20 protein-coding genes are annotated in these 24,331 nt (G+C 52.0%); 13 read left to right on the top strand and 7 right to left on the bottom strand.

Annotated elements, in window-relative coordinates:
- Nucleotides 1-5: 5 nt before the first annotated feature.
- From TREBR_RS01490 to TREBR_RS14735, 4 genes are all read left to right on the top strand, one after another.
- Complete coding sequence (locus TREBR_RS01490; RefSeq protein ID WP_245523743.1) at nucleotides 6-1,058, top strand: glycosyltransferase family 4 protein; 1,053 nt, start codon at nucleotides 6-8, stop codon at nucleotides 1,056-1,058.
- Nucleotides 1,036-2,154 (top strand): glycosyltransferase, encoded by a 1,119-nt coding sequence (locus TREBR_RS01495; protein WP_013757471.1) that lies wholly within the window; start codon nucleotides 1,036-1,038, stop codon nucleotides 2,152-2,154. The genes TREBR_RS01490 and TREBR_RS01495 overlap by 23 nt, the downstream gene beginning before the upstream one ends.
- A gap of 190 nt (nucleotides 2,155-2,344) precedes the next feature.
- Nucleotides 2,345-3,469, top strand: coding sequence for a diguanylate cyclase (locus TREBR_RS14730; RefSeq protein ID WP_156786584.1), 1,125 nt, complete (start codon nucleotides 2,345-2,347; stop codon nucleotides 3,467-3,469).
- Entirely contained in the window at nucleotides 3,441-3,686 is a 246-nt protein-coding gene (locus TREBR_RS14735; RefSeq protein ID WP_041610287.1) for a diguanylate cyclase, read from the top strand. Before TREBR_RS14730 ends, TREBR_RS14735 begins: the two co-directional genes overlap by 29 nt.
- Before the next feature lie 12 nt (nucleotides 3,687-3,698).
- Here the strand turns inward: TREBR_RS14735 and ppk1 are convergent, their stop codons facing one another.
- Genes ppk1 through TREBR_RS01520 form a run of 3 tightly spaced genes read right to left on the bottom strand, consistent with a single transcriptional unit; the run spans nucleotide 3,699 to nucleotide 8,894 of the window.
- Nucleotides 3,699-5,870, bottom strand: a complete 2,172-nt coding sequence (gene ppk1, locus TREBR_RS01510) for a polyphosphate kinase 1 (RefSeq protein WP_281054877.1) — start codon at nucleotides 5,868-5,870, stop codon at nucleotides 3,699-3,701.
- Nucleotides 5,867-7,426, bottom strand: a complete 1,560-nt coding sequence (locus tag TREBR_RS01515; RefSeq protein WP_013757473.1) for a Ppx/GppA phosphatase family protein — start codon at nucleotides 7,424-7,426, stop codon at nucleotides 5,867-5,869. Before TREBR_RS01515 ends, ppk1 begins: the two co-directional genes overlap by 4 nt.
- 37 nt (nucleotides 7,427-7,463) lie before the next feature.
- Nucleotides 7,464-8,894, bottom strand: a complete 1,431-nt coding sequence (locus TREBR_RS01520) for an MGH1-like glycoside hydrolase domain-containing protein (protein WP_013757474.1) — start codon at nucleotides 8,892-8,894, stop codon at nucleotides 7,464-7,466.
- Nucleotides 8,895-8,991: 97 nt separating this feature from the next.
- Here TREBR_RS01520 and TREBR_RS01525 point away from each other — a divergent pair, with 97 nt between their 5' ends.
- The gene (locus TREBR_RS01525; protein ID WP_013757475.1) at nucleotides 8,992-11,325 is read left to right on the top strand and encodes an asparaginase domain-containing protein; all 2,334 of its coding nucleotides are present in this window, start codon (nucleotides 8,992-8,994) and stop codon (nucleotides 11,323-11,325) included.
- Nucleotides 11,326-11,365: 40 nt separating this feature from the next.
- On the opposite strand, the gene TREBR_RS01530 is transcribed toward TREBR_RS01525, so the two are convergent.
- Entirely contained in the window at nucleotides 11,366-13,159 is a 1,794-nt protein-coding gene (locus TREBR_RS01530) for a hypothetical protein (protein ID WP_013757476.1), read from the bottom strand.
- A gap of 63 nt (nucleotides 13,160-13,222) precedes the next feature.
- On the opposite strand from TREBR_RS01530, the gene TREBR_RS01535 reads away from it, so the two are divergent.
- Genes TREBR_RS01535 through TREBR_RS01550 form a run of 4 tightly spaced genes read left to right on the top strand, consistent with a single transcriptional unit; the run spans nucleotide 13,223 to nucleotide 17,445 of the window.
- Nucleotides 13,223-14,731 (top strand): tetratricopeptide repeat protein, encoded by a 1,509-nt coding sequence (locus TREBR_RS01535; protein ID WP_013757477.1) that lies wholly within the window; start codon nucleotides 13,223-13,225, stop codon nucleotides 14,729-14,731.
- Between the two features lie 32 nt (nucleotides 14,732-14,763).
- Nucleotides 14,764-15,957 (top strand): TraB/GumN family protein, encoded by a 1,194-nt coding sequence (locus TREBR_RS01540; protein WP_013757478.1) that lies wholly within the window; start codon nucleotides 14,764-14,766, stop codon nucleotides 15,955-15,957.
- Between the two features lie 25 nt (nucleotides 15,958-15,982).
- Nucleotides 15,983-16,723, top strand: coding sequence for a hypothetical protein (locus TREBR_RS01545; protein WP_013757479.1), 741 nt, complete (start codon nucleotides 15,983-15,985; stop codon nucleotides 16,721-16,723).
- A 23-nt stretch (nucleotides 16,724-16,746) separates the two neighbouring features.
- Nucleotides 16,747-17,445 carry an MgtC/SapB family protein gene (locus TREBR_RS01550; RefSeq protein ID WP_013757480.1) on the top strand — a complete coding sequence of 233 codons (699 nt, stop codon included), beginning with the start codon at nucleotides 16,747-16,749 and terminating at the stop codon, nucleotides 17,443-17,445.
- A gap of 54 nt (nucleotides 17,446-17,499) precedes the next feature.
- On the opposite strand, the gene TREBR_RS01555 is transcribed toward TREBR_RS01550, so the two are convergent.
- A complete protein-coding gene (locus tag TREBR_RS01555) occupies nucleotides 17,500-17,919 on the bottom strand; it encodes a PIN domain-containing protein (protein WP_013757481.1) in 420 nt (139 codons plus the stop codon).
- A gap of 395 nt (nucleotides 17,920-18,314) precedes the next feature.
- Here TREBR_RS01555 and TREBR_RS01565 point away from each other — a divergent pair, with 395 nt between their 5' ends.
- From TREBR_RS01565 to TREBR_RS01580, 4 genes are all read left to right on the top strand, one after another.
- A complete protein-coding gene (locus TREBR_RS01565) occupies nucleotides 18,315-19,157 on the top strand; it encodes a Cof-type HAD-IIB family hydrolase (protein WP_013757483.1) in 843 nt (280 codons plus the stop codon).
- 8 nt (nucleotides 19,158-19,165) lie between these two features.
- Nucleotides 19,166-20,134, top strand: a complete 969-nt coding sequence (locus tag TREBR_RS01570; RefSeq protein WP_013757484.1) for a CBS domain-containing protein — start codon at nucleotides 19,166-19,168, stop codon at nucleotides 20,132-20,134.
- A 118-nt stretch (nucleotides 20,135-20,252) separates the two neighbouring features.
- The gene (locus tag TREBR_RS01575; protein ID WP_013757485.1) at nucleotides 20,253-20,627 is read left to right on the top strand and encodes a hypothetical protein; all 375 of its coding nucleotides are present in this window, start codon (nucleotides 20,253-20,255) and stop codon (nucleotides 20,625-20,627) included.
- Between the two features lie 115 nt (nucleotides 20,628-20,742).
- Nucleotides 20,743-21,492, top strand: coding sequence for a PHP domain-containing protein (locus TREBR_RS01580; RefSeq protein ID WP_013757486.1), 750 nt, complete (start codon nucleotides 20,743-20,745; stop codon nucleotides 21,490-21,492).
- A gap of 15 nt (nucleotides 21,493-21,507) precedes the next feature.
- Here the strand turns inward: TREBR_RS01580 and TREBR_RS13385 are convergent, their stop codons facing one another.
- Nucleotides 21,508-22,341 (bottom strand): response regulator transcription factor, encoded by an 834-nt coding sequence (locus TREBR_RS13385; RefSeq protein ID WP_013757487.1) that lies wholly within the window; start codon nucleotides 22,339-22,341, stop codon nucleotides 21,508-21,510.
- Complete coding sequence (locus TREBR_RS01590; RefSeq protein ID WP_041610288.1) at nucleotides 22,316-24,193, bottom strand: cache domain-containing sensor histidine kinase; 1,878 nt, start codon at nucleotides 24,191-24,193, stop codon at nucleotides 22,316-22,318. Before TREBR_RS01590 ends, TREBR_RS13385 begins: the two co-directional genes overlap by 26 nt.
- Nucleotides 24,194-24,331 lie beyond the last annotated feature (138 nt).

Raw genomic sequence — 24,331 nt, forward strand, 5'->3', positions numbered from 1 at the left:
GCAGAATGATCGACAGCGGAGGCATAGGCTCTTACATTTCGTCTTTGCTTCCCTATTTTGTAAATCAAAATGAATGTCTTCTTATCGGTGCGCGTACGGAGCTTGAGCAATTTGCCGCCCGGAAGAACGTGAGTATTGTTGAATGCGATATACGACCGTTTTCCGTATGTGATTTATTTTTTTTCCCGTATTCTATAAAGAAACGGATACGTACTTGTGATGTTTTTTATTCTCCGTATTGCAACATACCGCTGCATTTAAAGATTCCCGTTTTTTCTACGATACATGATGTCGTCTTTTTGGATGTTCCCGGTCTCGTTTCAAAAATTGGAACTTTTTTGCGAAAAGTGCTTTATTTGTACGCGGTTCGGCAGTCGAACGTGATTTTCACCGTTTCGCAATTTTCTGCGGAACGTATCCGGTTTCATTTGAATTGCAAAAAACGGATCGTAGTTACTTATAATGCAGTTCCTCCGTGGCTGCTGGAAGCGGCGGAGACTGCCGTTCCGTCTGATAAAGAGAATTTCTTTCTATTTGTCGGAAACATAAAAAAACATAAAGGTTTATCCGTACTGCTTAACGCTTTCATACAGGCTCAGCAGCAAGGCGTATCGGCAAAATTGCTGATAGTCGGTAATGCTGATAATTTTCGGACGAAAGATGAATCCGTATTTGATAAGGTAGCTCTCGCGGCGCGTGGTTCCGTGGAGTTTACCGGTAAAATTTCCGATTTGCAATTGAAAAATCTTTATAAAAGGGCAAGACTGCTCGTTCAGCCGTCTTTTTATGAGGGGTTCGGAATGCCGCCGCTTGAAGCGCTGAGTCTGGGAACGCCGGCGGTGATTTCCGATATTCCCGTGTTTCGGGAAATTTACGGAGATTTTCCGGTAATATTTTTTAGAACCGGTGATTCTGATGATTTGGCGAAAAAGCTTATCGATTCCGAGCGATGTTCGATGGAACGAACCGATATCCCCCGCATTTATTCTTTTGAACGCACGGCGCGTATAATTCAACGTACACTAGAGGAATTTCATGAAAGTAGCAATCGTACATGACTGGCTGGTAAATTACGGAGGGGCCGAACTCTTTGTTGAATATCTGTTGAAGCTGTATCCCGATGCGGAACTTTTTACGCTAGTGTATGACAAAAAAAGATTGGGCGCCCATTTTGAACATTGTAAAATACACACTTCGTTTTTTCAGCGAATCCCTTTCTCTTCAAAGATTTATACCAAACTGCTGAAATTTATGCCGTCGGCGTTTGAATCGTTCGATTTTTCGGGTTTTGATTTGGTAATTTCAAGTTCTTCGTCTTGTGCTAAGGGCGTTATTACCCCTCCGTATGTTCCTCACGTGGCGTTCATTCACTCCCCGATGCGGTATGCATGGGATTTGTTTTTCGATTACCGAAAGAGAAGCGGATTTTTGACCCGTTTGTTTATGGATACATGGATGCCGCAGATCCGCTTATGGGATTACGTCAGCAGCCAGCGGGTGGATCTTTTGGCTGCGAATTCACGGTATATAGCGCGCAGAATCAAAAAATTCTGGAACAGAGACGCTGCCGTAGTGTATCTTCCGGTGGATGTCAGTCGATTTACACCGTGCGACGATGAACCGGATACCTTCTACGTTGCTTTTTCCCGTCTCGTTCCGTACAAGCGGATAGATCTCGCCGTTTCCGCATGTAAAAAGCTGGGGAGAAAGCTGATCGTCATCGGCAGCGGTTCAGAAGAAAAAAGGTTGCGGAAACTTGCGGCCGGCGACCGCAATATCGTTTTTACCGGCAGACTTTCCGACGAAGCACTTTTGAATTATCTGCAGCGGTGCCGTGCCTTGATTTTCTGTGCTGAGGAAGATTTCGGATTCGTTCCGCTTGAAGTTCAGGCATGCGGCCGGCCGGTAATTGCATTCGGGCGCGGCGGTGCTAAAGAAACCGTTGTGGACGGAAAAACGGGAATTTTTTTTGAAAAACAGGAAACGGATTCCGTCGCAGATGCAATTCTATCGTTTGAAGCATTAGATCAAAAGTCCGTCTTCAAAAAGGATGTGATATCGGCACATGCCAAATCATTTACGGAAGAACGCTTTCAGCGCGAATTCAAAGCGCTGGTTCAAGAAGCCTTCCGGAAAGCGACATATCAGCCATGATATCCGTTGCGGCGATTTTATCGAACACTGCTGCTGAATTATTGCGCCCGTAACGGAGCGGTTACGGGCAAAGGATTACCGTTTTGCTGAAAAGAACGAAACTGCTGTTTTTTTACAACTTTTCTGCTGTATATGCATCGTATTGCTGCTCTTGTTTCAGAGTTTGATTTTTTATCAGCATTACAGCAATTTGAGTTACTCCGTTCAGGCTGTTATCAACAACGATCTTAAGCAGACTACGCGGGAATGCAGATCCGTTCTGCAAAATCTGATAGATTCGTCGTTCGACATGCTGCACCGGCTTGCTTCGTTCTGGGCCGTTTCCGGCAGCAGCGACGACACGCCGTTTCGCTCTTTTTTGCAGAATTCCGAGGACTCCGGGTATATTATGGGCATCATGGACGCTTCGGGCATGGTATATTTCAGCGATACCTATCGTACGGACGTTTCTGATAAGGATTTTTTTACCCGGATCATGAACGGAGAAGACGTGATTTCCGATTCAATGCCCGTGAAGTACGCCGACGGTTCTCAGCGGGAATATGTGCTGCTGGGTGTGCCGCTGATCATCGACGGAACCCCATGCGGCGGCTTATGTATCATATACGATTCGCTTTATTGGGGAAACCTGCTGCTGCATGAAGATATCGAAGGAATCGGTACGAATATGGTGATCGACACGTCCGGCTGCCTGATCGCAACGCATGAAGATATGCGCTATTTTACCGATTTTTACGACATGATGGTAAAACGCGGTTTTATTACCGAACAGGAAGTTCCCGTGCTGAAAGAAAAAATAAATACGACCGAATCCGGTTATTTTACCTATAAAAACAAGGAAAACTCCGCACTCCGGTACGTATATTATCGGAAAGCGGATGTCAAAGATTGGATCATATTGAGTTTGGTAGTTCACGAAGCGTATGATACGGAGTTTTGGGATTTGAAAAACGAAGCAGTTGCCGTTTTTATAAAAACGGTGGTGATTTCCTTGCTGATATGCGGGTTCGTGGGAGCTTTCATCTTTTTACGCAAAAAAGAGCGGCAGCGGCTGCTGCGCGATTCCCTGACTAACGTGTACACCAGGAGTGCGGCGCGCCATATCGTCGAAAAGGATTTGCACGGCGCAAAAACCGCCGCTGCAAGCGAAACCGAACCGTCTCTGCTGTCGGGACACTTCAACTGCTGCATGTTTCTTGATGTGGATAATTTCAAATCGTTCAACGATACGAAAGGACATGCGTACGGCGAATCTGCTCGTTCAGACACTGCACCGGAACGACATCGTGGCGCGTTACGGCGGCGACGAGTTTAACGTGTGGTGCTTCGACGTATCCGGCAAAGACGACGCGCTGCAGCAGGCCGAATCGATCGTTCAGGCTTTCAGAACGAAATCGGAAATCCGGATCAGCCTCGGCGTTACGCTGATCAGATACGGTGAAAGCGACGCATCGTCGATTCTCATGCGTGCCGACAAGGCGCTGTACGAAGCAAAATCGCTGGGTAAAAACGGATTCGTATTCGCGGAGTAAAGGCGGCGCGTGTCAGTCTTTGCGTCTGACGACGAACTCGAGCGGAATTTCACGCTTCGATATTTCGGCGATTTGCCGGTACGAATGGTAAAAGTGCCGCTGTGCGCTGCTGTTTTCTTCACGCGGCGCGGCCTGCACCGGCTGCCACGAACCGTCCGGTTGGAGCCGCTGTGCGTGCGTGTTGTCCTTGAAATAGGACAGCAGCGTGTCTTTGACCGTTTTGAATATGTTTTCCTGCGTGATCGGAAACATCAGTTCCACGCGCCGATCGAGATTCCGCGGCATCCAGTCGGCACTGGAAAGATAGAGTTCTTCGGCCCCGCCGTTCAGAAAGTAAAAAATCCGCGTGTGTTCCAAATACCGATCTATGATGCCGGTAACGCAAATGTGCTCGCTTTGTTCCCGGACGCCGGGAACCAGCATACAGATTCCCCGAACGTTCAGCGCTATCTGCACGCCCGCGCGGCTTGCCCGATACAGCGCTTCGATGATTTCCCGATGGCCGAGGCTGTTCATTTTTGCCATGATCAAACCCGGTGATTCCGGCGTGGAAAGACTTATTTCGCGTTCTATTAAATCTATCAGGCGCGATTTCAGATTGACCGGCGCCATGATGAGCCGTTTCATCGGCTGAATGACCGAATAACCGGAAATGATGTTGAAAAAAAGCGTCGCGTCGTTTGCGATTTCCTGATTCGCCGTAAACAGGGACATGTCGACGTAAAATTTGGCGGTCTTGTCGTTATAGTTTCCGGTGGAAAGATGCACGTACCGGCGGATGCCGGCGCTTTCGCGGCGGACGACGAGCAGTATTTTTGCATGTACTTTCAAGTTTACGATCCCGTATACGACGATGACGCCGGCTTTTTCAAGCTGCGCCGCCCAGGATATGTTCTGCTTTTCATCGAATCGGGCTTTCAGTTCCACAAAAACCGTAACCTGTTTGCCGTTTCGGGCGGCCCGTTCGAGCGCCCGGATAATAGGCGAGTTGCCGCTGGTGCGGTACAGCGTCATTTTTATTGCGAGGACGTCGCCGTCGTCCGCCGCGTCGTTTACGAACGATATAACCGGTTCGTACGACTGGTAGGGAACGTGCAGCAAAATGTCCCGTTGTTTGAGCGTGTCCCACAGCGGAACGTCTTTGTGCAGCTCCTCCGGATAAAACCGTTCCCAGTCTTCGTATTTGAGCGCCGCGGCTTCGGGCAAATCGGCCAGATCAAGCAGCGTGGAAGGATCGAGCAGCCCTTCAACCCGATACACGTCTTTTTCCGAAAGGTGCTGTTTTTCCATCAGAAACGCCAAAATTGCGGGGCTGGTTCGGGTACACACCAGCCGCACCGGAAACGACGACTGCCGTTTTTCAAGCACTTCTTCCATCGCCTGAATGAAATCGGAGCCGGCGTCTTCGTCGACGGCAAAATCTGCATCGCGCGTTACTTTAAAAAGCATCGTTTCTTCAACGGTATAGCCGGGAAACAGCAGCGTTCCGTATTCGCTGATGATATCGTCGAGCACCGAGAACATTTTGCGTCCCGCCGGCGAGGGCAGCACGACGATGCGGGGAATCGCGGAGGGAACCTGCACGACGGCAACGGGCTGTTCGCCGTTCTGTGCCGCAAACGCGTCGTTGCGGACGGTGATGTCGGGCAGCGGCGACAGCAGAAAGGCGGCGTGCAGTTTCAGGTTCGATATGTGCGGAAATTCCGCCGTATCCGTGCGCAGCGGCGTCAGCAGCGGGAATATTTCGTCCTGAAACAGCGTTTGCGTAAACAGCCGCTGCTGCGCCGTGTAGTTCTTCGGCGGAACGTATTCGATTCCTTCAGCGCTCAGTGCGGGAATAACTTCGTTCATTAACACGCGGTACTGGTTTTCAACCAATTCGTGCACGCGTTTCGCAATCGCGGACAATTGTTCTTCGGCGGTCAAACCGGCAATATCGCGTTTGTCGGGCTGGGCTTTCTGCTGCCGTTTGAGCCCCGCGACTCGTACCATGAAAAATTCATCGAAATTTGAAGAAACGATGGCAAGAAATTTCAGCCGTTCAATGACCGGTATGTCGCGGCGGCAGCCTTCGTACAATACGCGCGCGTTAAATTCTATCCATGAGAGTTCCCGGTTAAAAAAAGTGTACGGTCGTTTCATCGTTTTCGTTACCTTATCAAAAAAATGTTTCGTGCCGTTTATACCAGAATGACTTTATAGCCGAATACCGATTCAAACACGTTCGATTTTTCGGCAACCGCCATCCGCTCCAGCATGATGTTGTGCGTTCCTTTGCATTTGATTATAAGACTGTCCTGTCTGAAATCGATGCTGAAATCGTTAATTTTTTGTGAATGCCCGCGGTCGAACGCGTCCGCGACGCGCAGAATGGCCGTCAGCTTCAGTATCGTGATGCGGTCTGCACGCGGGCGAACGGCAAACTGCGCGTCGTCCTGCGGAGAATGCGATCCGCGGTGATAATAGGCGACTTGCGATATTATCGCAATGTCGTCCTGCGTCAGCCCGAAAATATCCGCGTGTGCGATAATGTACATGCTGTGCTCTTCGTGTTTATCCGCCCGGATGAACATGCCGATGTCGTGCAGTATGGCGGCTACTTCAAGCAGCATCCGCGACCGTTCTTCAAGACCGAGTTCGGCCTTGAGCGCGTCGAACAGTTTAAGCGAAATCATGCTGACATATTCGGCGTGCTTTTCGTCGGCTTTATATTTCCGCGCGAGGCTGAGCGCCGACGCGGTAACTTGCAGGCGGAAGTCGTCCTGCAGTTTTACGTCCGGCTGCAGCAGTCTGCTTGCGATCAGTCCTTCGCGGATGCTCGTATGCGGCACCAGAATTTCCTGCGCGTTGGTCAATTTCAGAAAGAACTTGTACGCCATCAAGCCGATGTGCAGTGCCTGCGCGTCGCTGTACGGGATCTTAAAACGGGCGACGCATTCTTCTATAGAATACTCCTGAATGTCGTCGACGAAGCCGTCGAACGCCGTCCGCGAAATTTGCCGCAAATTGTCGGATATTTTGGTTCCGCAGATGCCTGCGGCGATCTGTGCTTCCGATCCGACGGCAATAAACTGCAGAACGTTCGACAGGTTCAGTTCCGTATCGAGCGAACCTCGCGTATTGCGGATGAATTCTTCCAGAAAGCGGCGCGCGTCCTGCAGCGAACCCATCATGGCCCGCAGCTGCTGTTCGATGATAACCGTTCCCAGCCGTAAACTGTGCGCGCCGGCCATTTTTCCCTGTTCGATGAGCATCAGTTCGGTAGAGCCGCCGCCGACTTCCAGAATGATCGAATTCATGCCTTCAAGGTGGAAGGTTTTATCCTTGAGACATTCACTGACCGCCAGATACATGAGCCGGTTTTCTTCTATTCCGTCGATAACTTTTACGTGAAAACCGGTTTTTACCATGATACGGTCGAGTACGGCGTCGCGGTTGCGCGCTTCCCGGAACGCGCTCGTCGCGATAACGGCGACGTGTTCGTTTTGGATTCCCCAGCCGGCGAGCTGTTCCTGAAATCGGTTCAGAATTTGCAGGCACTGCAGCAGCGTTTCGCGTGATATGAAACCGTCGGTAAAAACGTCGCGTCCGAGCGCAACGGGCATTTCCGAACGGTCTATAACCGTCCAGCCGGCTCCGTTCCGGTCGGCTTTTTCGTGCACGCCGTGTTCCCGAATTTGAGCTACCAAAAGCCGCAGTCCCGTTGATCCGATTTCTATAACTGCTTCAAGTTCCGTCATCGTTTTTCCTCAGAAGCGCCCGCTTCTCCGCAGGAACTCACAGCTTGTCTATAAGCATGGAACATTTTCCGGAGGGGATGGGCAGCGTTTTCTTTTTTTGACCTAAAATATTTATCGTAAAATAATACAGCTTTTCGCTTTCCATTTGGATTTCCCAGCCGCGCTGGCTTTTGTTGGAAAGAATGGTTATCAGGTTCCGTTTGAGCGACAGGTTTTCAATTCCCATGATTTCCAGATTCGGAATGATCCAGTCGACCGTTTTACGCGGTAGGCTTATGGACAAGCCGACGACGTTTTCGATCATAAGCGCGATTGTCGAAAGTCCCGCGTAATGGATGCAGCGTCTTCGCGGAAAATCGGGGTTTTCCGCCATGGACGCGACGCCTTCCTTGCAGGGCTGGTACGCTTCCCACAAGTCGCCTTTGTTGTGCGAACCGTTGGGAAACATTGCGTCGAGAATGTAATACAGATGCCGGATTGCGCATTCGCGGGCAAGGTCCCACCGCTGGTATTTCTCGAGTCCCTTGATAACCATAAAATTGAACGGCGGATATACGCCGCCGCGGAAACCTTCTCCGGTTTCGCGGAAGTCGAAACTGTCCGCGGACAGCGTCGGAAACGGATGTTCGGTTCCGAACGTCGCCGGATTCGACAAATGCGCAATCAACTGACTGGCGCGGTCTTCGTTCGGCATTTCGGCGAGCAGCGGCAAAAAACCCGCGATCGTCTTTTGCGGAAGTTTTTGTTCGTTTTCATCCAAATCGTGATAAAACGCGGTTTCGCCGTTCCACATCAGTGAATTGATGCGCGTCTTCAGTGAAAAATACATCCGTTTGTATTGAAAATTCAAATCCTTGTCGTTCAGAATGTCGCCGAGCGCCGCCATATACATGGCGTTTACTGCGAGTGCTGCGTTGAAGTCGATCGGGTAAAACGCGCCTTCCCGGGGTGAATTGTACATCGCGCCCGCGCACGGCGGAGCGGCGTACAGACCGTTCGGCTGTTTGAACGTGCGGTCGATCCAATCCATGTATCGCTGCAAAACGGGCATGATGTCCTTGACGCGGCGTTTATTCGCCGATTTATGGAACAGATTGAATTCCGCCCAGGCGAACAGAGGCAGCCCCACGCCTTCGGGATTTTCTGCGGAAACTATCGGAGCGTTGTCTTTTATGTCGTATTTCCAACGGATGGCACCGCTTTCTTCTTGTCTTGCATAGAAATAATCGATGTTTTGATTTGCCGGATAATTACGGTTCGAGTATACCAGAAAAAAAGACGAAAAAATTGCTTCAAATTGGTCGAGAATATATGTGTCGTTTTGCGGATAAACGAAATATCCGTCGGTTGCATTGTCGCTGTTTTTGGGATTGATCCAGTAGTCCTGGAGCCAAGCCCACGTTTTATCATAGATATCAACAAAATCCTGATCGTAAAAGTGGATTTTGGGAAAATCGCGTTTGTTCACAAAAGCTCCTATAGTTTAAACAGTATATCATATTTTCAGGAAAAGTTGTATATTAAAACAAATTTTTTTTACGGAATGTGATTCCGGGGAGAAACGCATGTACCAGTCCCACGTCTATCTTGAAGCGCGTATTCTGCTGTCCGCGGCGGACACGGTGTTTTCCGATGAAGGGAAACCGTGCGTTACGGCTCCCGGTATTCTGGAAACCGTTTGTCTGCTGGCGGGTACGCTGAGTTGTTCTTTTCCGGAAAAAGCCCGGTTCGAGCGATTGACGGGCGCGCTGCCGGAATCTGAATCCCGCCGCTTGACCGGCCTGTCGCTGAAAGTGGCGGAAAACGGACGGCTTGAGATTGAATTCCATCATCGGAAAAAGTCCGTTCATATTGAAGAAGTCCGGCTTGAAGAAGACGCGGGCAGACTGACGCGTTCGGAAGGGAAGACGCGCATGGATTATACGTACGCCGGTTATCCGAGCGTGCGCATCAAAACCGGAGCGGATTTTGAACTCGGAGAAGAAGCCGAGCTGTTTTTGAACGAACTGCGCCGGCTGATTCAGTATTTGGGAATTTCAGGCGATATTCAAATTGAAACGGCGATCCGCTGCAACGCGTACGCGGCGCTCGCCCGGTATCCTGAAATTCCGACGTACTACGTAAAACTGCGCAACCTGAATTCGTTCAATTTCGTGCGTAAAGCGATCAATTCGGAGCTCGACCGGCAGGAATCGGTGCTGACCGGCGGCGGGACGGTCGCGTCGGAAAGCCGCCTGTGGAACGAACGGCAGAATATCACCGAATCGTATAAGCAGCGCAGCCGTCAGGACGTACGCCGCTTCGAGCCGGTAACGCCCGCCGCCTACGAAACGATTCCCGCCGCAGGCAGCGTTCCGTGCGAACTGCCGGAACCGCGGCGCCGCCGGCTGTGCGCCGAATATTCGGTGAGCAGAATCGACGCGGATTTTATCTGCGATGAAAAAGAACGCGCCGATTTTTTTGAAGAAGCGGTGCGTCTCGGTGCAGACCCTGTTGCGGCGGCTCACATCATGAACGCGGATCTGGTTCGGCTTTTGAAACGGCAGAATCTTTCCATTTCGCAAAATCCCGTGTCGGCGGCGCGGTTCGCTTCGATCGTGCAGTTGTTCGTTGCGCATCGGATTCACGGCGGTTTGGTAAAACAGCTTATCCAGAACATCATAGATACGGACAAGGATCCCGAAGAAGCGGTCGAACGCAAAGGGTTCGCGCAGATTTCTTCGGAAGAAGAATTGCTGCCGCTGATACGGAAGGTAATAACGGCGAATCCTGCCGAGGCGGAAAAACTGCGTGCGGGCGACATGGCGCCGCTCGAATTCCTGACCGGACTGATCATGAAACGGACGGCGGGCCGCGCTTCTCCGCAAACGGTAAAATATCTGTTCAAGCGGGAACTGCACATCAGCATCGTGTACGTACTGTCCGCCGGCGGCGCTATCAGCGCGCGCCGCCGCCCCGACGGTTCCATTTCCGCAGAAGACGGTCAAGTGCTGCGCGAACTGTTCGCCCAGTCGGTTCCCGACGTGCGCGTGCAGGTGGTGCCGGTCGGCCGGCTGTTCAGCGAGGAAATGGAACCTGCCGATTTTGCGCCGCTGATTGCCGAAATTGCCGAACGGATCGCCGCCGGCATCGCGACAGGCATCGTCGTTGCGCACGGTAAGGATACGCTGCCGTATACCGCGGCGCTGCTGTTCTGGCTGTTTTCCGACGCGGCCGTTCCGGTCGTATTGACCGCTTCCGCGGCGCTGCCGGAAGATTCCGACGAAGCGCGGCGCAATCTGACGTTAGCTGCCGAAACGGCGGTCCGTGAAAAGAGCGGCGTGTACGTGGTTTTCGGCGGAAAGGTGCTTTCTCCGCTCAATTTGAAATTCGTGCGTCCGGCGCCGGACGGCTTCGTCAATTGGAATCTGAAAGAACCGGTTTTTACCGGTTCGGGGCCGCTCGCCGTTCAGTTTTCCGGAATTCAGGAACCCGATCCGCACGTCATGCGGAATCTGCTGCGCGAGGCCGCCGGCAGCATGATGCTGTGCCGGATATATCCGGGCTTCAAAGCCGAGCGGTACGTTTCGATGATAGAAGAAGGAACGCGGACGTTTTTTCTTGAACTGTACGAGTCGGGAACCGGCAACATGCGCGACGGAGATTATTCTCTGAAACCGCTGCTTCTGCGCGGGAAAAAACATAATTGCCGGTTTTACTGTACGTCGCAGCAGGAATGCCGCACGGAATTTTCGGATTATACCACGAGTCGCCGCGTTTGGCGCGAGGGCGCCGTTCCCATGGGGCTGCTTACGACGGAATCGGCCGTCGCGCTGTATTACGCCGCGGCGCTGCTGTGCGATTCGGCGGACGAACTCGACGCGCTGATGGAATCGTACGCCGAACAATACGCCGTGTAGCCGGCGGCGCACAAGTTAGCGGTGTGCGGTTTTACCGCCGCTATTCCGCTGCCGTTTCCGCGGCGGGTTCGGTTCGGTCGGATTCGCTATCGACCGGAGCCGGCGTATCGTAGTACAGTTTGACCGTTTCTTTCTGCGTTTTGTGCCGTGATTTCAGGAACAGCGTTCCGGTATCCCTGTTGTACACGTATCCCGATGAATTATACGTCTCGAATCGCGGATCGGTTCTGAACGCAACGCCGTAAATGTCTATTCTGCGGAACGGTTCAATCCCGTTTATGATAAGGTAGTGCGTTTCTTCCTGCGGAAAATCGACGGTCAGCAGCAGGTTCCCCGCCGAATCCCGTTCATATCCGATCGCCTGCGCCGCCGTCCAGGCCCAAACCGTTTTTCCCGTTCCCGACGACTGCGCGTTCGCAATCACTTCAACGTGCGGATAGGCCGAGTTGTTCGGTTCCAGAATCGGATACAGTTCGGACATCGTGCGCAGATCGAATCCTGCGGTACTGTTGATATACGAATTGATAATCATATAGCCGCTGTTCGTGTACTCTTCGGTACCGGTCAATTTTCCGTACGCAATCAGCGCCGTTCCTGCGGACGCAATCTGCAGCAGCGGAACCTGCGTGCCGTTTTCCGTCAGCTGCAGCGTCGTACCGTTCAGCGAACATGCGGCCGCTAGCACGTCGAGGCACTCATCGGTTACCGCACCGAGCGGCGCCGCCAATTCGGGATCCGTTTTGCTCAGCCCGGCGTACGTCAGCAGTATGCCGGCGGCCTGTGCGACCGTCGGGCTGAATTCGGTAAGCGTTCCCGGCAGGGAAAGCAGAATTCGGGCTTTTTCCCGATCGTTTTGGATACGCAGAATCGAATCCAATTTATATAAAGTGAAAATATCGAGCGATTTACTCTGCAGCGCGTAGTCGATCATCGAATTGACGTTTTCAATCTGCATGACGAGACTGCGGTTCATCGAAACGAGCGAATTGAAATACGGGGCGGAAAGATACGTTCGTTTGGCGCTGTTTTTGACCGAATCGGGGATCCGGTTAATCGCCGTTCGGTAATTGCCGTTTTCAGCCATCGCCGCCACGTAACTGACGGTACTCTGTTCGGTCAATGAATCTGAAATCGACTTTGCAAACAGCTGTGTAAAATCGGTTTTGAATTGTCTGACCGTCGTGTTGTACGCACTTTCGGAGGCGAGCGGCATTCCCGTAACGGACGTGAAATCGAAAAGACTCGTCGGGTCGTATGCTTCGTACAGTGCTGCCGCGTGTCTGCGCGAAAGCGTCAGATACGAATCTGCAACGGAAAACGCCGCGATTTCATATTGAGCCGATTTTGAACTGATGATGGATCGGGCCGCCGTCTGTTCGGTAACTATGTAGCCGCCCGCCGGTTTATAAGGAAGCGAAGCGGCCTGCACTGCTGCCGGCAGCTGCGCGGCGATGCTGAGCGAAGGCGAAGCGGTTGCTTCGGAGACGGTAAATGTGATAGAAATATCTTTGCCGAAACGCAGCGTACAGCTGAGCGGCGTCGGCTGTTCCCAGGAACTGAGCACGGCGTCCGCACGTGTGCCGTCGGCGTATTCGATTTTGACCGGATTCGTTTCGTCTCCCGACAAAATCAAGCCGCGGAACGCTATCAGAAAGCGGTTTTTCAGTTCTTTGGAGCCGTCGGCTTGCACCGTTTCGGCGATCTGCAGACGCATCTGCCCGATATTGACGGAAAACGCCGTTTCGCTTCTAAATTGAAGCAGAAAAATGCCGAGAATAATAACGATATAGAGGACGGTGAGTCCCAGAAATGTACGGATAGGATGCTTTATCATTTGTTTCAGTGTAGCTAATGATGGCGACAAAATCAACTATCCCGAACGGAAAATGGAGTTCGTATGAAAAAACTTTGTATGCTGCAGTCTTTGTCCCGTATCGTGTGCGCGGGAGTGCTTGCAGGCGGTTTGCTTTCCTGCGTCAGCACGAACGTGCCTGCGGAAAACGGCACTGAACGGGCGGAGACAGCCGCGGAAGCCGTTCCCGTTTCGCCTGCCTCAGTATCCGCTCCTGCAGCGGCGGACGACGAAGTTTTTTCACCGGTGAATTTTGCGGGCAACCTGCAGTCGGTGCTCGAATCGGGGTCTCTTGCCGAAGCGCTCGCGCTGTTCGATTCGCTTCCGCCCGAATACGAAAACGACGCGTCGCTGCAATATCTGCACGCGTCGCTGCTCATTTCAAACGGCGAATTGGACAAAGCCGCCGACATTACGGACACGCTGCTCAAAAAAAATCCCGACGATACGGACGTGCTGCTGCTTTCGGCCATGCTTGCCAAAGCTTCCGGCGACACGGCAAAAAAATCCGCCGCGCTGAAACGGATACTGAGTCTCGACCCGACCAACAGCGACGCGAACGTCGAACTGGGTGAAGAACAGATGCTGCGGCGCAATTATAATCAGGCCAAACGGTACTATCTGAAAGGTTTGTCCGGAGATCCCGGGCACGAAGGCGCGCTGTTCGGATACGGGCAGGTTTCCTATTATACCGGTGACGACGAAGCTTCCCGCTCCAGTTTTGAAAAAATACTGGAATCCGATCCGGAAAACAGTCTCGCCTACGCGTATTTGGGCAAACTCGCCGCCGAAAAAGAAAATTATAAAGTCGCCACGGAATATATCGAAAAAGCGCTGAAATTCGACGACGACATATACGATTATTGGCTCGATTACGGGCAGTATTTGCGGTATCAGGGTGATTTTGCCGGTGCGGAGTCGGCGTGGCGGCGTGCGGCGGAACTCGAATCCGATTATTTTCTTGCATACGCGTATCTTGCCGGTCTGTTCGACGAAGAAAACCGTTTCGACGAAGCGCTCGCGATGTACCGCAAAGTGATCGAACTGAATCCCAAATATTATTTCGCCTACGAGTCGCTGGGAATGTTCGCCTGGCATGAAAACGACTTTGCCGAAGTGCGCCGCGCGTTTGCACTCGCGCGCAGCATGAATGAAGAAAACGTGTCGTATCCGCTGATGATAGCCGCCGCATATTTGAAAGAGGGCAAAACGAAAGAATCGCGGGAACTTTTGGGTAAGGCGATGCGCAACAAGAGTCAGACTTCCGTTGAATACGCCGTGCTGCGTCTGTATTACGATCAGATAGGCGATCAGCAAGTCGTGCAGAAAGTTCTGAACGAATCGAACCGGAATCTGAAAGGAAAAATGCTCTATTATCTGGGGCTTTTTTATGATATAAACGGTAATGACGTTCTTGCGGAAAAGTATTATACTGACGTATTGAATCTGAACAGTCCGATGTTTTTTGAATATCGCCTCGCCGAATGGGCGGTTTCCGCTCCGGATGCGCCGGACGGTGCGCGCGCGGTTTCCGGAATATCGCCTGAAAACTGATATTTTCTCCGGAATTTTTTAGAGGAGTTACGATGAGTCAAACAGAAAAGCGCCTGATACTCGACGGGCGTGAAATCATCCTGCTGGGTACCGCGCACATTTCGCAGGAAAGTATTGCCGAAGTTACCGCCGCCATTCACACGGAAAAACCGGATTGCGTTGCGATCGAACTTGACGAACAGCGCTATCAATCCATGCAAAATCCCGAATCCTGGCGCAATCTCGACATCGTGAAAGTGCTGAAAAACGGACAGGGGTTCGTGCTTATGGCCAATCTCGTACTGTCGTCTTTTCAGAAACGGATGGGCGCCGACGTGGGCGTGAAACCGGGTGAAGAAATGAAAGCCGGTATCGCCGCCGCGGAAGAACTCGGCATCCCGTCCGTGATGGTCGACCGGCCGATTCAGATGACGCTGCGCCGCGCCTGGGCCAAAAACTCGTTGTGGGGAAAATGCAAACTGCTGGCCGTGCTGCTTTCGAGCGCGTTTGAAAAAGAAGAAATTTCCGCCGAACAGATTGAAAAGCTCAAAAATGAAAGCGAAATGGATTCCATGATGAATGAGATCGCCGAATATCTGCCCGCAGTCAAAACGGTGCTGATCGACGAACGGGACCGGTATCTTGCCGCTCACATCTGGGACGCGCAGATAAACGGTCAGGCAGCGCGGAAAATAGTCGCCGTTCTGGGAGCGGGACATTTGCCCGGCGTGGTAAAACATCTTGAAGCGCTTGCCGCGCGCAGCGAATCTTCCGATACGTCCGATATTTCCGTTCTGCCGCCGCCGGGTATCGGCGGTAAAATTGCCGGGTTGGTATTTCCGTTGGCGATCGTCGCGCTGATAGTCGCGGGATTTTTTACCAGCGGCGCAAAAACTTCACTCGACATGCTGCTGAATTGGATATTGTGGAACGGTTCGCTTGCGGCGTTCGGCGCACTTTTGGCCGGCGGCCACGTGCTGACGGTCCTCGCCGGATTCGTCGGTGCACCGATCGCGACGCTGAATCCCGTTATCGGCGTCGGACTTTTTACCGGTATCGTGCAGGCCTGGATCCGCAAACCGAAAGTGCAGGACATGGAGCGCCTTTCGGAAGACGCCGTGACGTTCAAAGGGTATTATAAAAACCGGATTCTGCGCGTACTGCTGGTTTTTTTCTTGTCGTCGATCGGCGGTGTCATCGGCAATTTTATCGCCGTGCCCGCACTCGTTTCCAGTCTCGTAAAATAATATCGCGGCAGCAGGAGGTTTCAGCGTGAAAAAAACGGTTCTTTTTGCCGGAAAGGAATATCCGGCCGGAAGCGACTTCGTTGCGGCAGCCGTTTCCTGCGGCCGGAACGCGGTCGTTACGGTTCCCGCCGCCGCCCGGGCCGAAGCCGAATCGGGTGAATTTTCAAAACCGGGTGTCAGACCCGCCGTGTGGAATAAATCGTCGTCCGTGTCCGCCCGTTCGGTCGTTTTGCAGGCTGAAAACGCGTTCCGCTCCGTCGAAGAGGCGGTGCTGCTCTTCGATACGGCCTGGTTCGCTCCCGAATTTCAAAAGATCGGCCCGGAAACCTGTTCCCGCGCACTCGATGCGATGATTGCCGGTTACGTGTATCTTTCCGCCGAAATAATCGGCCGATACGTGAAGAAAGGCGGCGGAACGCTGGTGTTCGCGCTGAAAGAACATCCGTCGTTCGCCGATTTGGCACGCACGGGTGCGCTGCGCTCCGAAGCGGCGCTGATTCCGGCGGGAATCCTGTGCGCAACCGCCGCCGGTGCGTTCGCCGCGCTTGCCGAAAATACGGCGGCCGGCTACGCGGATTCCGATACCGTTCGGATATTGCTGGCGCGCTCGGAACGCGGCGTTTCCGACGCGGCGTTTGCCGAATGGCTGTTTCCGTATCTCGACGCGTGGATCGCGTCAAAACCGAAAAGCGACGCGAAACGTGCCGCGCAGTGGGTAAAATTCGGGGCAAAGCCGCCCGCCGGGTTTACCCTGTTCCGGAAATAGCGTCCGGTATTGCAGGAGCGGGTATGAATGACGTATGGACTGAATTGACCGGCAGCGGCCTCGAATGGTACGTATGCCTGTTTCGCGTTGTGCTCAGTTTTTTTGCCGGTTGTATCCTCGGCCTCGAGCGGAAATTCCGTATGCAGTTCGTCGGTATGCGGACGCTGATTCTGATATGCGTTTCGTCTTCGGTGTTGATGATGCTTTCCGTTTATATGTCCCGGCTTGCCGGCAGTGCGGGCGGTGATCCTGCCCGGCTCGCTTCTCAAGTTGTGTCCGGTATCGGTTTTTTGGGCGGCGGCGCCATTTTGCGGCAGGGTTTCAACGTAAAAGGTTTGACGTCGGCGGCCATTATTTGGACGGCGGCCGCTCTGGGGCTTGCGCTCGGTGCGGGATTCGTTTTGCCTGCGGGAATTGCGCTTACGGTTTGCGTGATATCGCTGGTTTTCATTGAAAAAGTGGAAGATAAACTGTTCCCTACCGAGCAGCTCAAAAATCTGCGGATTTCGTATGCGAACGGTACTCCCGACGAAGCGCGTGTCAGGAAAATAGCGACGGAAAGCGGCATCGTGGTTTCGGGGCTTAAAGGCGCTTCTTCCAACCGGGCGGGGCGGATTGATTTGGTGTTCAGTGTCCGCGTGCCGAAATACGTCGATTTTTGTACGATGGCGAAGCGCCTTAAAGAAGATCCGGCCGTTACCGAAATTTTCCTGAACGATTAAGAGTGTATGCCGCCTAAGATTTCCGGGGCAAAGACTTGTTTGCCCGCGGCCGGTTTAGCGTAATTTACTCATGTTTATAAAATCTTTAGGTGTTATCGCTTCGAGCTTGGCAGCCGTGTAATCATTGATATTTCTTGTAATTATATAGTTTGCTTTGTGTCGAAACGCACATTCGATCAAGACGGAATCTTCAAAATCTTCAATTGATGATAAAACTGCGTTGCGGCAATCGGCAGAGTCAACGGCAAGAATTTCAACTAAAGAAAACAATTTCAAAAGGATTTCTTTTATTTGGACTTTGCCGTGACCGTATCTGTGCAAAATATAGGCAATGTCGGTAACGGTATTTGACGTTATACAGGCCGTCATGGATTCCCCGTTACATATGCGCATCGATTGAAAGGAATCTGAATAAAACGGTTGTCTTTGTGCCAGAATATCTATAATGATATTCGTATTAAACACAACCGTCATTTGCGTGTCCTGAGATCCTTGACTTCACTATCCGTTACACTTGGCGGAATAATTCCGCTTAATTCTTTCAGAACAGTCTCCCGGTTCCTGCGTCTCGTATTGTTTGAGGTGTTCGTATTGTTGCCGGTACGAAATTGAATAAAATCGATAAACTCGGAAACTTCTTGCAAATCCGTTTCTTTAAGCGTTTTCAATTTTTCCGCAACCAGTTCATACGGCATATTTTTACCTCCTTCAATAGTATTCTTTCCAATTTCAAGATAACACGCGGATTCTTAAAATGCAAGAAGATCCGGCCGTTACCGAAATTTTCCTGAACGATTAAGAGTGTATGCCGCCTAAGATTTCCGGGGCAAAGACTTGTTTGCCCGCGGCCGGTTTGATATACTCGCCGTATGAATTACAATAAATTACCCGCGGAAAAACTGCGGGCGGGCATAATCGCGATCGACCTCGACGATACGCTTTTGAAAGAAGATCTTTCGATTTCGGATTATACGGTGAGCGTTCTGCAGCGCGCCGCCGACGCCGGTATATACGTAACGCTTTGTTCCGGCCGTACCGACAACGCGATTCTGCCGTACGTGCGCCGGCTCGATCTTGCCGGAAAAGAGCAGGGACGGTATATCATCGCGCAGAACGGCGCCTCCGTTTCCGACCTGCACACGCGCCGTGAAATTTTTTCACGGACGGTCGATCCCGAATTGCTGATATACGCGCATCGCGCGGCGGCCGAACGGGGAATGTTCAGCGAAGTATACGATGCGTCGACCATTTACGTTCCGGCAGACAACGAGTGGACTCAAACGGACGTCAAGCTCAGCGGGCTGAAAATGCAGGTAGTTCCCGAATACGAAGCGCTTCTGGGTAAAGGGCATCCCAAAATGGTGATTCCCGGTGATCCTGCGGAAATCCAGCTGCTGCAGGCTGCGCTGAAAGCGGCGATCGGCGATAAATGCGTTATTTTTACCAGCAAACCGTATTTTCTCGAAATCCTGCCGTATAACTGCGGTAAGGGCGAAGCGCTCGAATGGCTGTCAGACCGGCTTGCTATCCCGCGCAGCCGAACCATGTCGTTCGGAGACAGCATGAACGACGAGTCCATGATCCGGTATGCCGAACAGAGCGTTGCCATGTGCAACGGGCTCGACGCAATCAAGGAACTCGCCCGGTACGTAACCGAATATTCGCACAATGAAGACGGTTTGGCGCGCTTTATCGAAAAATATGTGCTATAATAACCGATATGGAAACCATTCCGTTAAACACTGATTCTTCGCCAAACGCTGTCCTCGACCTGCTGTTCAAGCTCAAAGTGAAAGACGTCATGTCCGCTCCCGTGCTTACCGCCGGTGCGGGTGATTCGCTGCGTTCTATTCAGCTGCGGATGAAGCGGAAAAACATCACCGGTATGCCGATCGTCGCGGGGAACCGTTTAGTCGGCATCGTTTCCATGGACGATATCGTAAACGCGTTCGACGGCGGCTGGATAGACGACCGTGCCGAAGCGCACATGACGCGCGACATCATCGTGCTTCAGGAAACCATGTCCGTTTCGTTTTGCGTTTCGTATTTCAATAAATACGGCTTCGGCCGTTTTCCGGTGCTGAACGCGGAACACGAACTGACGGGAATCGTTACGGCGTCGGACGTGATTTCCGCGCTGCTCGTTTCGATGAACAGTGAAATGGAACGCCTCGAAAACGAAGCGGCCTCGCTCGCACCGGATGCGGAAGCTCGCACCGGATCCGCCGCGGCCGGTACCGCCGGAAATGCGGATGATAAAAACGCCGTCCGCGTCGTGGAATTCAAAACGGAACCGTTCAATTTTGAAACGGCCGGAATGGCGTCTACGGAAATAAAGAAACTACTGAAAACGATGGGCACCGATCCGTCTTTGGCTCGCCGGATCGGAATTGCAAGCTACGAGCTTGAAATCAATCAGGTGGTGCATTCCTGCGGCGGCGTGATGCGTTATTTTATTGCTCCCGAAAAACTCGTTATAGAAGCACAGGATACGGGGCCGGGAATTCCCGACGTTGCCAAAGCGCTGACGGAAGGGTTTTCCACCGCCGACGACCGTATCCGTGCGCTCGGCTTCGGTGCGGGCATGGGATTGCCGAATACGAAGCGCGTTTCCGATGATTTCGATATAACGTCCGCCCCCGGATCGGGAACGACGGTGCACGCGGTGTTCTATTTTAAGAATCCGTGAGCCGTTCTTGTTGCCGGAGCCGGCGTTCCCCGGTACGTGTTCGCGGCGTTCTGTTTTCGGAATTCGAGATCCCGTGTACGCGCTGCGCTGCTTTTCATACGGATCGCAAGGAGGAGTTATGACTGTTTCCCAAATGGCGGAAGCGCTTGAACTGACGTGCGCGGTTGCCGGAGATGAAGCCCGTCCCGTTCGCGCCGCGTACGCGTCCGATCTGCTGAGCGACGTGATGGGCAACGCGCCGGACGAAGCGGTGCTGATAACCGTTCAAGCCCACAAAAATACGGTTGCCGTCGCCGTGCTCAAAGACAGCCCGGCGATCATCATCTGCAACGACCGGCCGCTTCCTTCCGATATGAAAGAAGCCTGCCGCGCTGAGGGCATCGCGCTGTTCGTAACGCAATGCAGCCAGTTTACGGTCAGCGGCCGGCTGTATCCGCTGCTGTGTGCGGAAAACGGCGCGGATCAGGCGGATGCCGCGCTGTCCGCGGAATAGCTGTCGGTTCGCGGAATAGCTGCTGCTGTTCGCGGAATAGCCGCGCTGTCCGCGGAATAGCTGCCGGTTCGGATTGCGCCGCACTATACTGACGGGATGTTTTGCCGGAGGACGTATGACGATTCTTGCCGATTTTCATATTCATTCGTGCCTTTCGCCGTGCGGCGACTTGGAAATGTCGCCGTCCGTTATCGCGCGGAAACTTGCGGAAAAAGGCGTCGCACTCGCCGCGCTTACCGATCACAATTCGGCGCTGAACTGTCCCGCGTTCGCCGTCTCCTGCCGAAAATTCGGCGTACTGCCGCTGTTCGGCATGGAAGTGCAGACGGCGGAAGAAATTCACGTACTCGCCCTGTTTTCTTCGTGCCAAACGGCGCTCGACTTCGGGGCGGAATTATATGAAACGCTGCCGCCGGTTTTAAACGATCCGGAAAAAACCGGCGATCAGGTGTACGTTGATGCAGATGAAAACATCCTCGGCGAAGTAGAAAAATATCTGATAACGTCGGTTTCTCTTTCTATAGATGAAATCGGCGCGCGGATCCACGGACTCGGCGGCTTATGCATACCGGCGCACGTGGATCGTCCCGCGTTTTCATTGGTAAGCCAGTTCGGATACGTACCGGCGGCGAAGGACTGGGATGCGCTCGAATTCGTGTGTCCGCGAAATCCGGTGCCGACCGAAGCGGGTATGGCGCCGCCTTCGAGTCTGGGGCTGCCGGTGATTACTTCGTCGGACGCGCACTATCCGGAACACATCGCGCGCCGTGCGTTCACGCTCGATATCGGAGATTTGCCGCTGACCGGACCGGACGGCGCGGTCAGTCTGGACACGGTGCGTGCGGCGCTCAAACGGCTGACGTGAATTTTCGGCCCGTTCTTACAGGATAAGGGTGTCCCGGTACTGGTTCGGCGTGATGCCGGTATATTTTCTGAAAATGGTGTGGAAGTATTTTTCATCGGAAAATCCGCATTCATACGCCACGTTGTATATTTTTTTGCCCGGATCCGAGAGCAGTTCTTTTGATTTTTCAATGCGAAAATGATTCAGGTATTCTATAAAGTTCATGCCGGTCTGCTGTTTGAACAGCTGGCTTAAATAGGCCGGTGATATGAACGATTGCGCGGCTGCGGTTTCGAGCGAAATTTTTTCGGCGTAATGTTGCCTGATATATTTCATGGCCGATTGAATTTGGAGCGATACGCGTTCGGATTTCAGTGCATTCCGAACGGGATTTTCGGGAAAGGCGATGTGGTCGCTTTCCCGCTCGTCGGCTGAATTCGGTGCGCCGGAATTGTCTTTAAATTTTTTTATCAAGCTGCTGAACAGCTGCCGTTCCTCTTCGATTTCATTTACGGCTTTCAGCACCGTTCGGACGATTTCTTCAATGCGGCTCGGTTTGAGCAAATAGTCAACCGATTTCAATTCCAGCGCGGTTTTTACAAATTTGAAATCGTCATAGCCGGTGAGAATGATGTATTTCGTTTTCAGATTATGGGATTTTGCTTTCCGTATGGCGTCGAGCCCGCTCATTCCCGGCATGTTTATATCGATGAGCGCTATGTCGGGGTTCAGCCGGATCAGTTCTTCATACGTCCGGTTCCCGTCGTATGCTTCGCCGCAGATGGAAATATCGTATTTTTGCCAATTCGGATTGCTGCGCAGTACGGTGAATTTGTCCAATTCGTCATCCGCGATAAAAAGTGTGTGCATTTCCCGTCTCCTGTTTTACCGGTTCAAAAGGCAGCGTCAATTCGATTCGTGTTCCCGTGCCGGGATCGCTGCTGATAGTGAGCGTGTACGTGTTGCCGTAATATAACTTCAGCCGCTCCCTGATGTTTTTTATGGCGTAATTCGAGCTTCCTTTCCGTTCGCTGCCGTCCTGAAAAACGTTTGAATCCGTCAAAAGCGAGTTTAAAACCGCCGGATCGATTCCCGTTCCGTTATCGCCGATCAGGAAAAAAATGCCTTCGCTTGTCAGCGTACCGCACAGCGAAACGGTTACGGTGTACGAAGTATTGCAGGCTGCGTGTACGATTGCGTTTTCGACGAACGGCTGCAATATGAGTTTGGGAATCAGAAAATCGTATACGGTTTCATCTATATCCGGCTGAAAATCGAACCTGTTGTGAGAAATCGTTTTTTGAAGTTTTACGTAATGGGAAATCAGTTCGATTTCGTTTTTTACGTACGTCAATTCGTTTCCGCGGTTAAGAGTCAATCGGAAAAGGCGTGAAAGCGAGTAAATGACGGACGAAACGTCTTTTTCACCCGCGTTCAGGCATTTCCAATAAATCGTATCGAGGGTGTTGTACAGAAAATGCGGGTTTATTTGCGACACAAGTGCTTTAAGTTCCGCCTCGCGTTCGCTGATTTGCAGACGGTACACGGTGTTGATTTGATAGTTGAGTTTATTCATGAGGCTGTTGTATTCGTTTGCGAGCGTACCGATTTCGTCGGTGCGGCGGATGTCGACTATTCGGGAGAAATTCCCTTCTTTTGCAGCCGTGATGGATTCGAGCAGCCGGTTCAGCGGGTTCGTAATGAGTTTGCCTGAAAAAACGGCGGCAAACGTAAAAATAAGCAAAATGCAGACGGCGCTGATAAGAAACAGAATCAGGACGTTGTTCATGTTCTGCATTGCGTCCGTAATCCGAGTTAATCCGATAATATACGCGTTGCAGGATTTGATATGATATTTTGCAACTATGCAGGTTTCTCCGTTAAACCGGACGTATTCTCCGGCGGATACGGACTGCGGATCTATGATTGACGTTTCGCCGTTTCGTTTCCGGACGTACGTATACGTCGGCGGCGTTTCCGCCGTACCGAGCACCGTTCCACCTTCCGTAATGAAAAAGACCGTTTGCCGTGATTTTTGGCTCGATTCGGCAAAAAACGCTTCCTGAATGGTGCTGAAATCGACGCAAATGGTCAGAAATCCTTCCGGCTTGTACGTGTTCGTGTTCATAACGGCGCGGATGAGGGCGAGTTTCGGCCGCGTTCCGGCGGCGGATACGACGGTTGAGTCTTGCGGTATGATCATCCATATAGGCGCTCCCAGCTTTGCGGCCGCCTGCTCATACGGCGCCGCGTTCCGTATTTGTTCATACGGGTATCCTTCCGTTCCGCCGTCCCTGCTCACGTATAGCGTATAGCCGTTTTTCGCGGTAAACGATACGAAACTGACGTAATCGTTTGAAACGAGCGTATTGAACGACAGGAGCGACGCCGCGTCGAGTTTCGATTTTGCGGCTGCGTCCATATTCAGAAGTTTCGATTCGGGAAATTGGAGAATATCCTGCGTGTTTTGATTCAATATCAAATACGTCGACGTTCCGTAAATCGTTTCCTGCAAAAACGTGATGTTCTGTCCGATCGATTCGAGCGACTGCTGATACACGGCGGCAGTCTGTTCTCCGGTATTTTTACGGTAAATGAATACGAACGTCGTCCACATGACGATAATGGCGGTAAAGAGAATAATGCAGATGCAGATTGATATTTGGGATTTAAGCGGTCGGCTTAACAAAAACGCTTTGATTCTCCGATTCGTTCGTATCATGATTCGATTATAGCCGTGCTCCCGTTATACTTCAAGAAAGAAAAAGACGAATCCGAAAATATTGGAATAAATCGAAAAATCGTCTACTTACAGGAGCGGAATCGGCTTATATACTTACCCTATAGTCATGATTCATGA

Source organism: Treponema brennaborense DSM 12168, assembly GCF_000212415.1.
GTDB classification, from domain to species: domain Bacteria; phylum Spirochaetota; class Spirochaetia; order Treponematales; family Treponemataceae; genus Treponema_F; species Treponema_F brennaborense.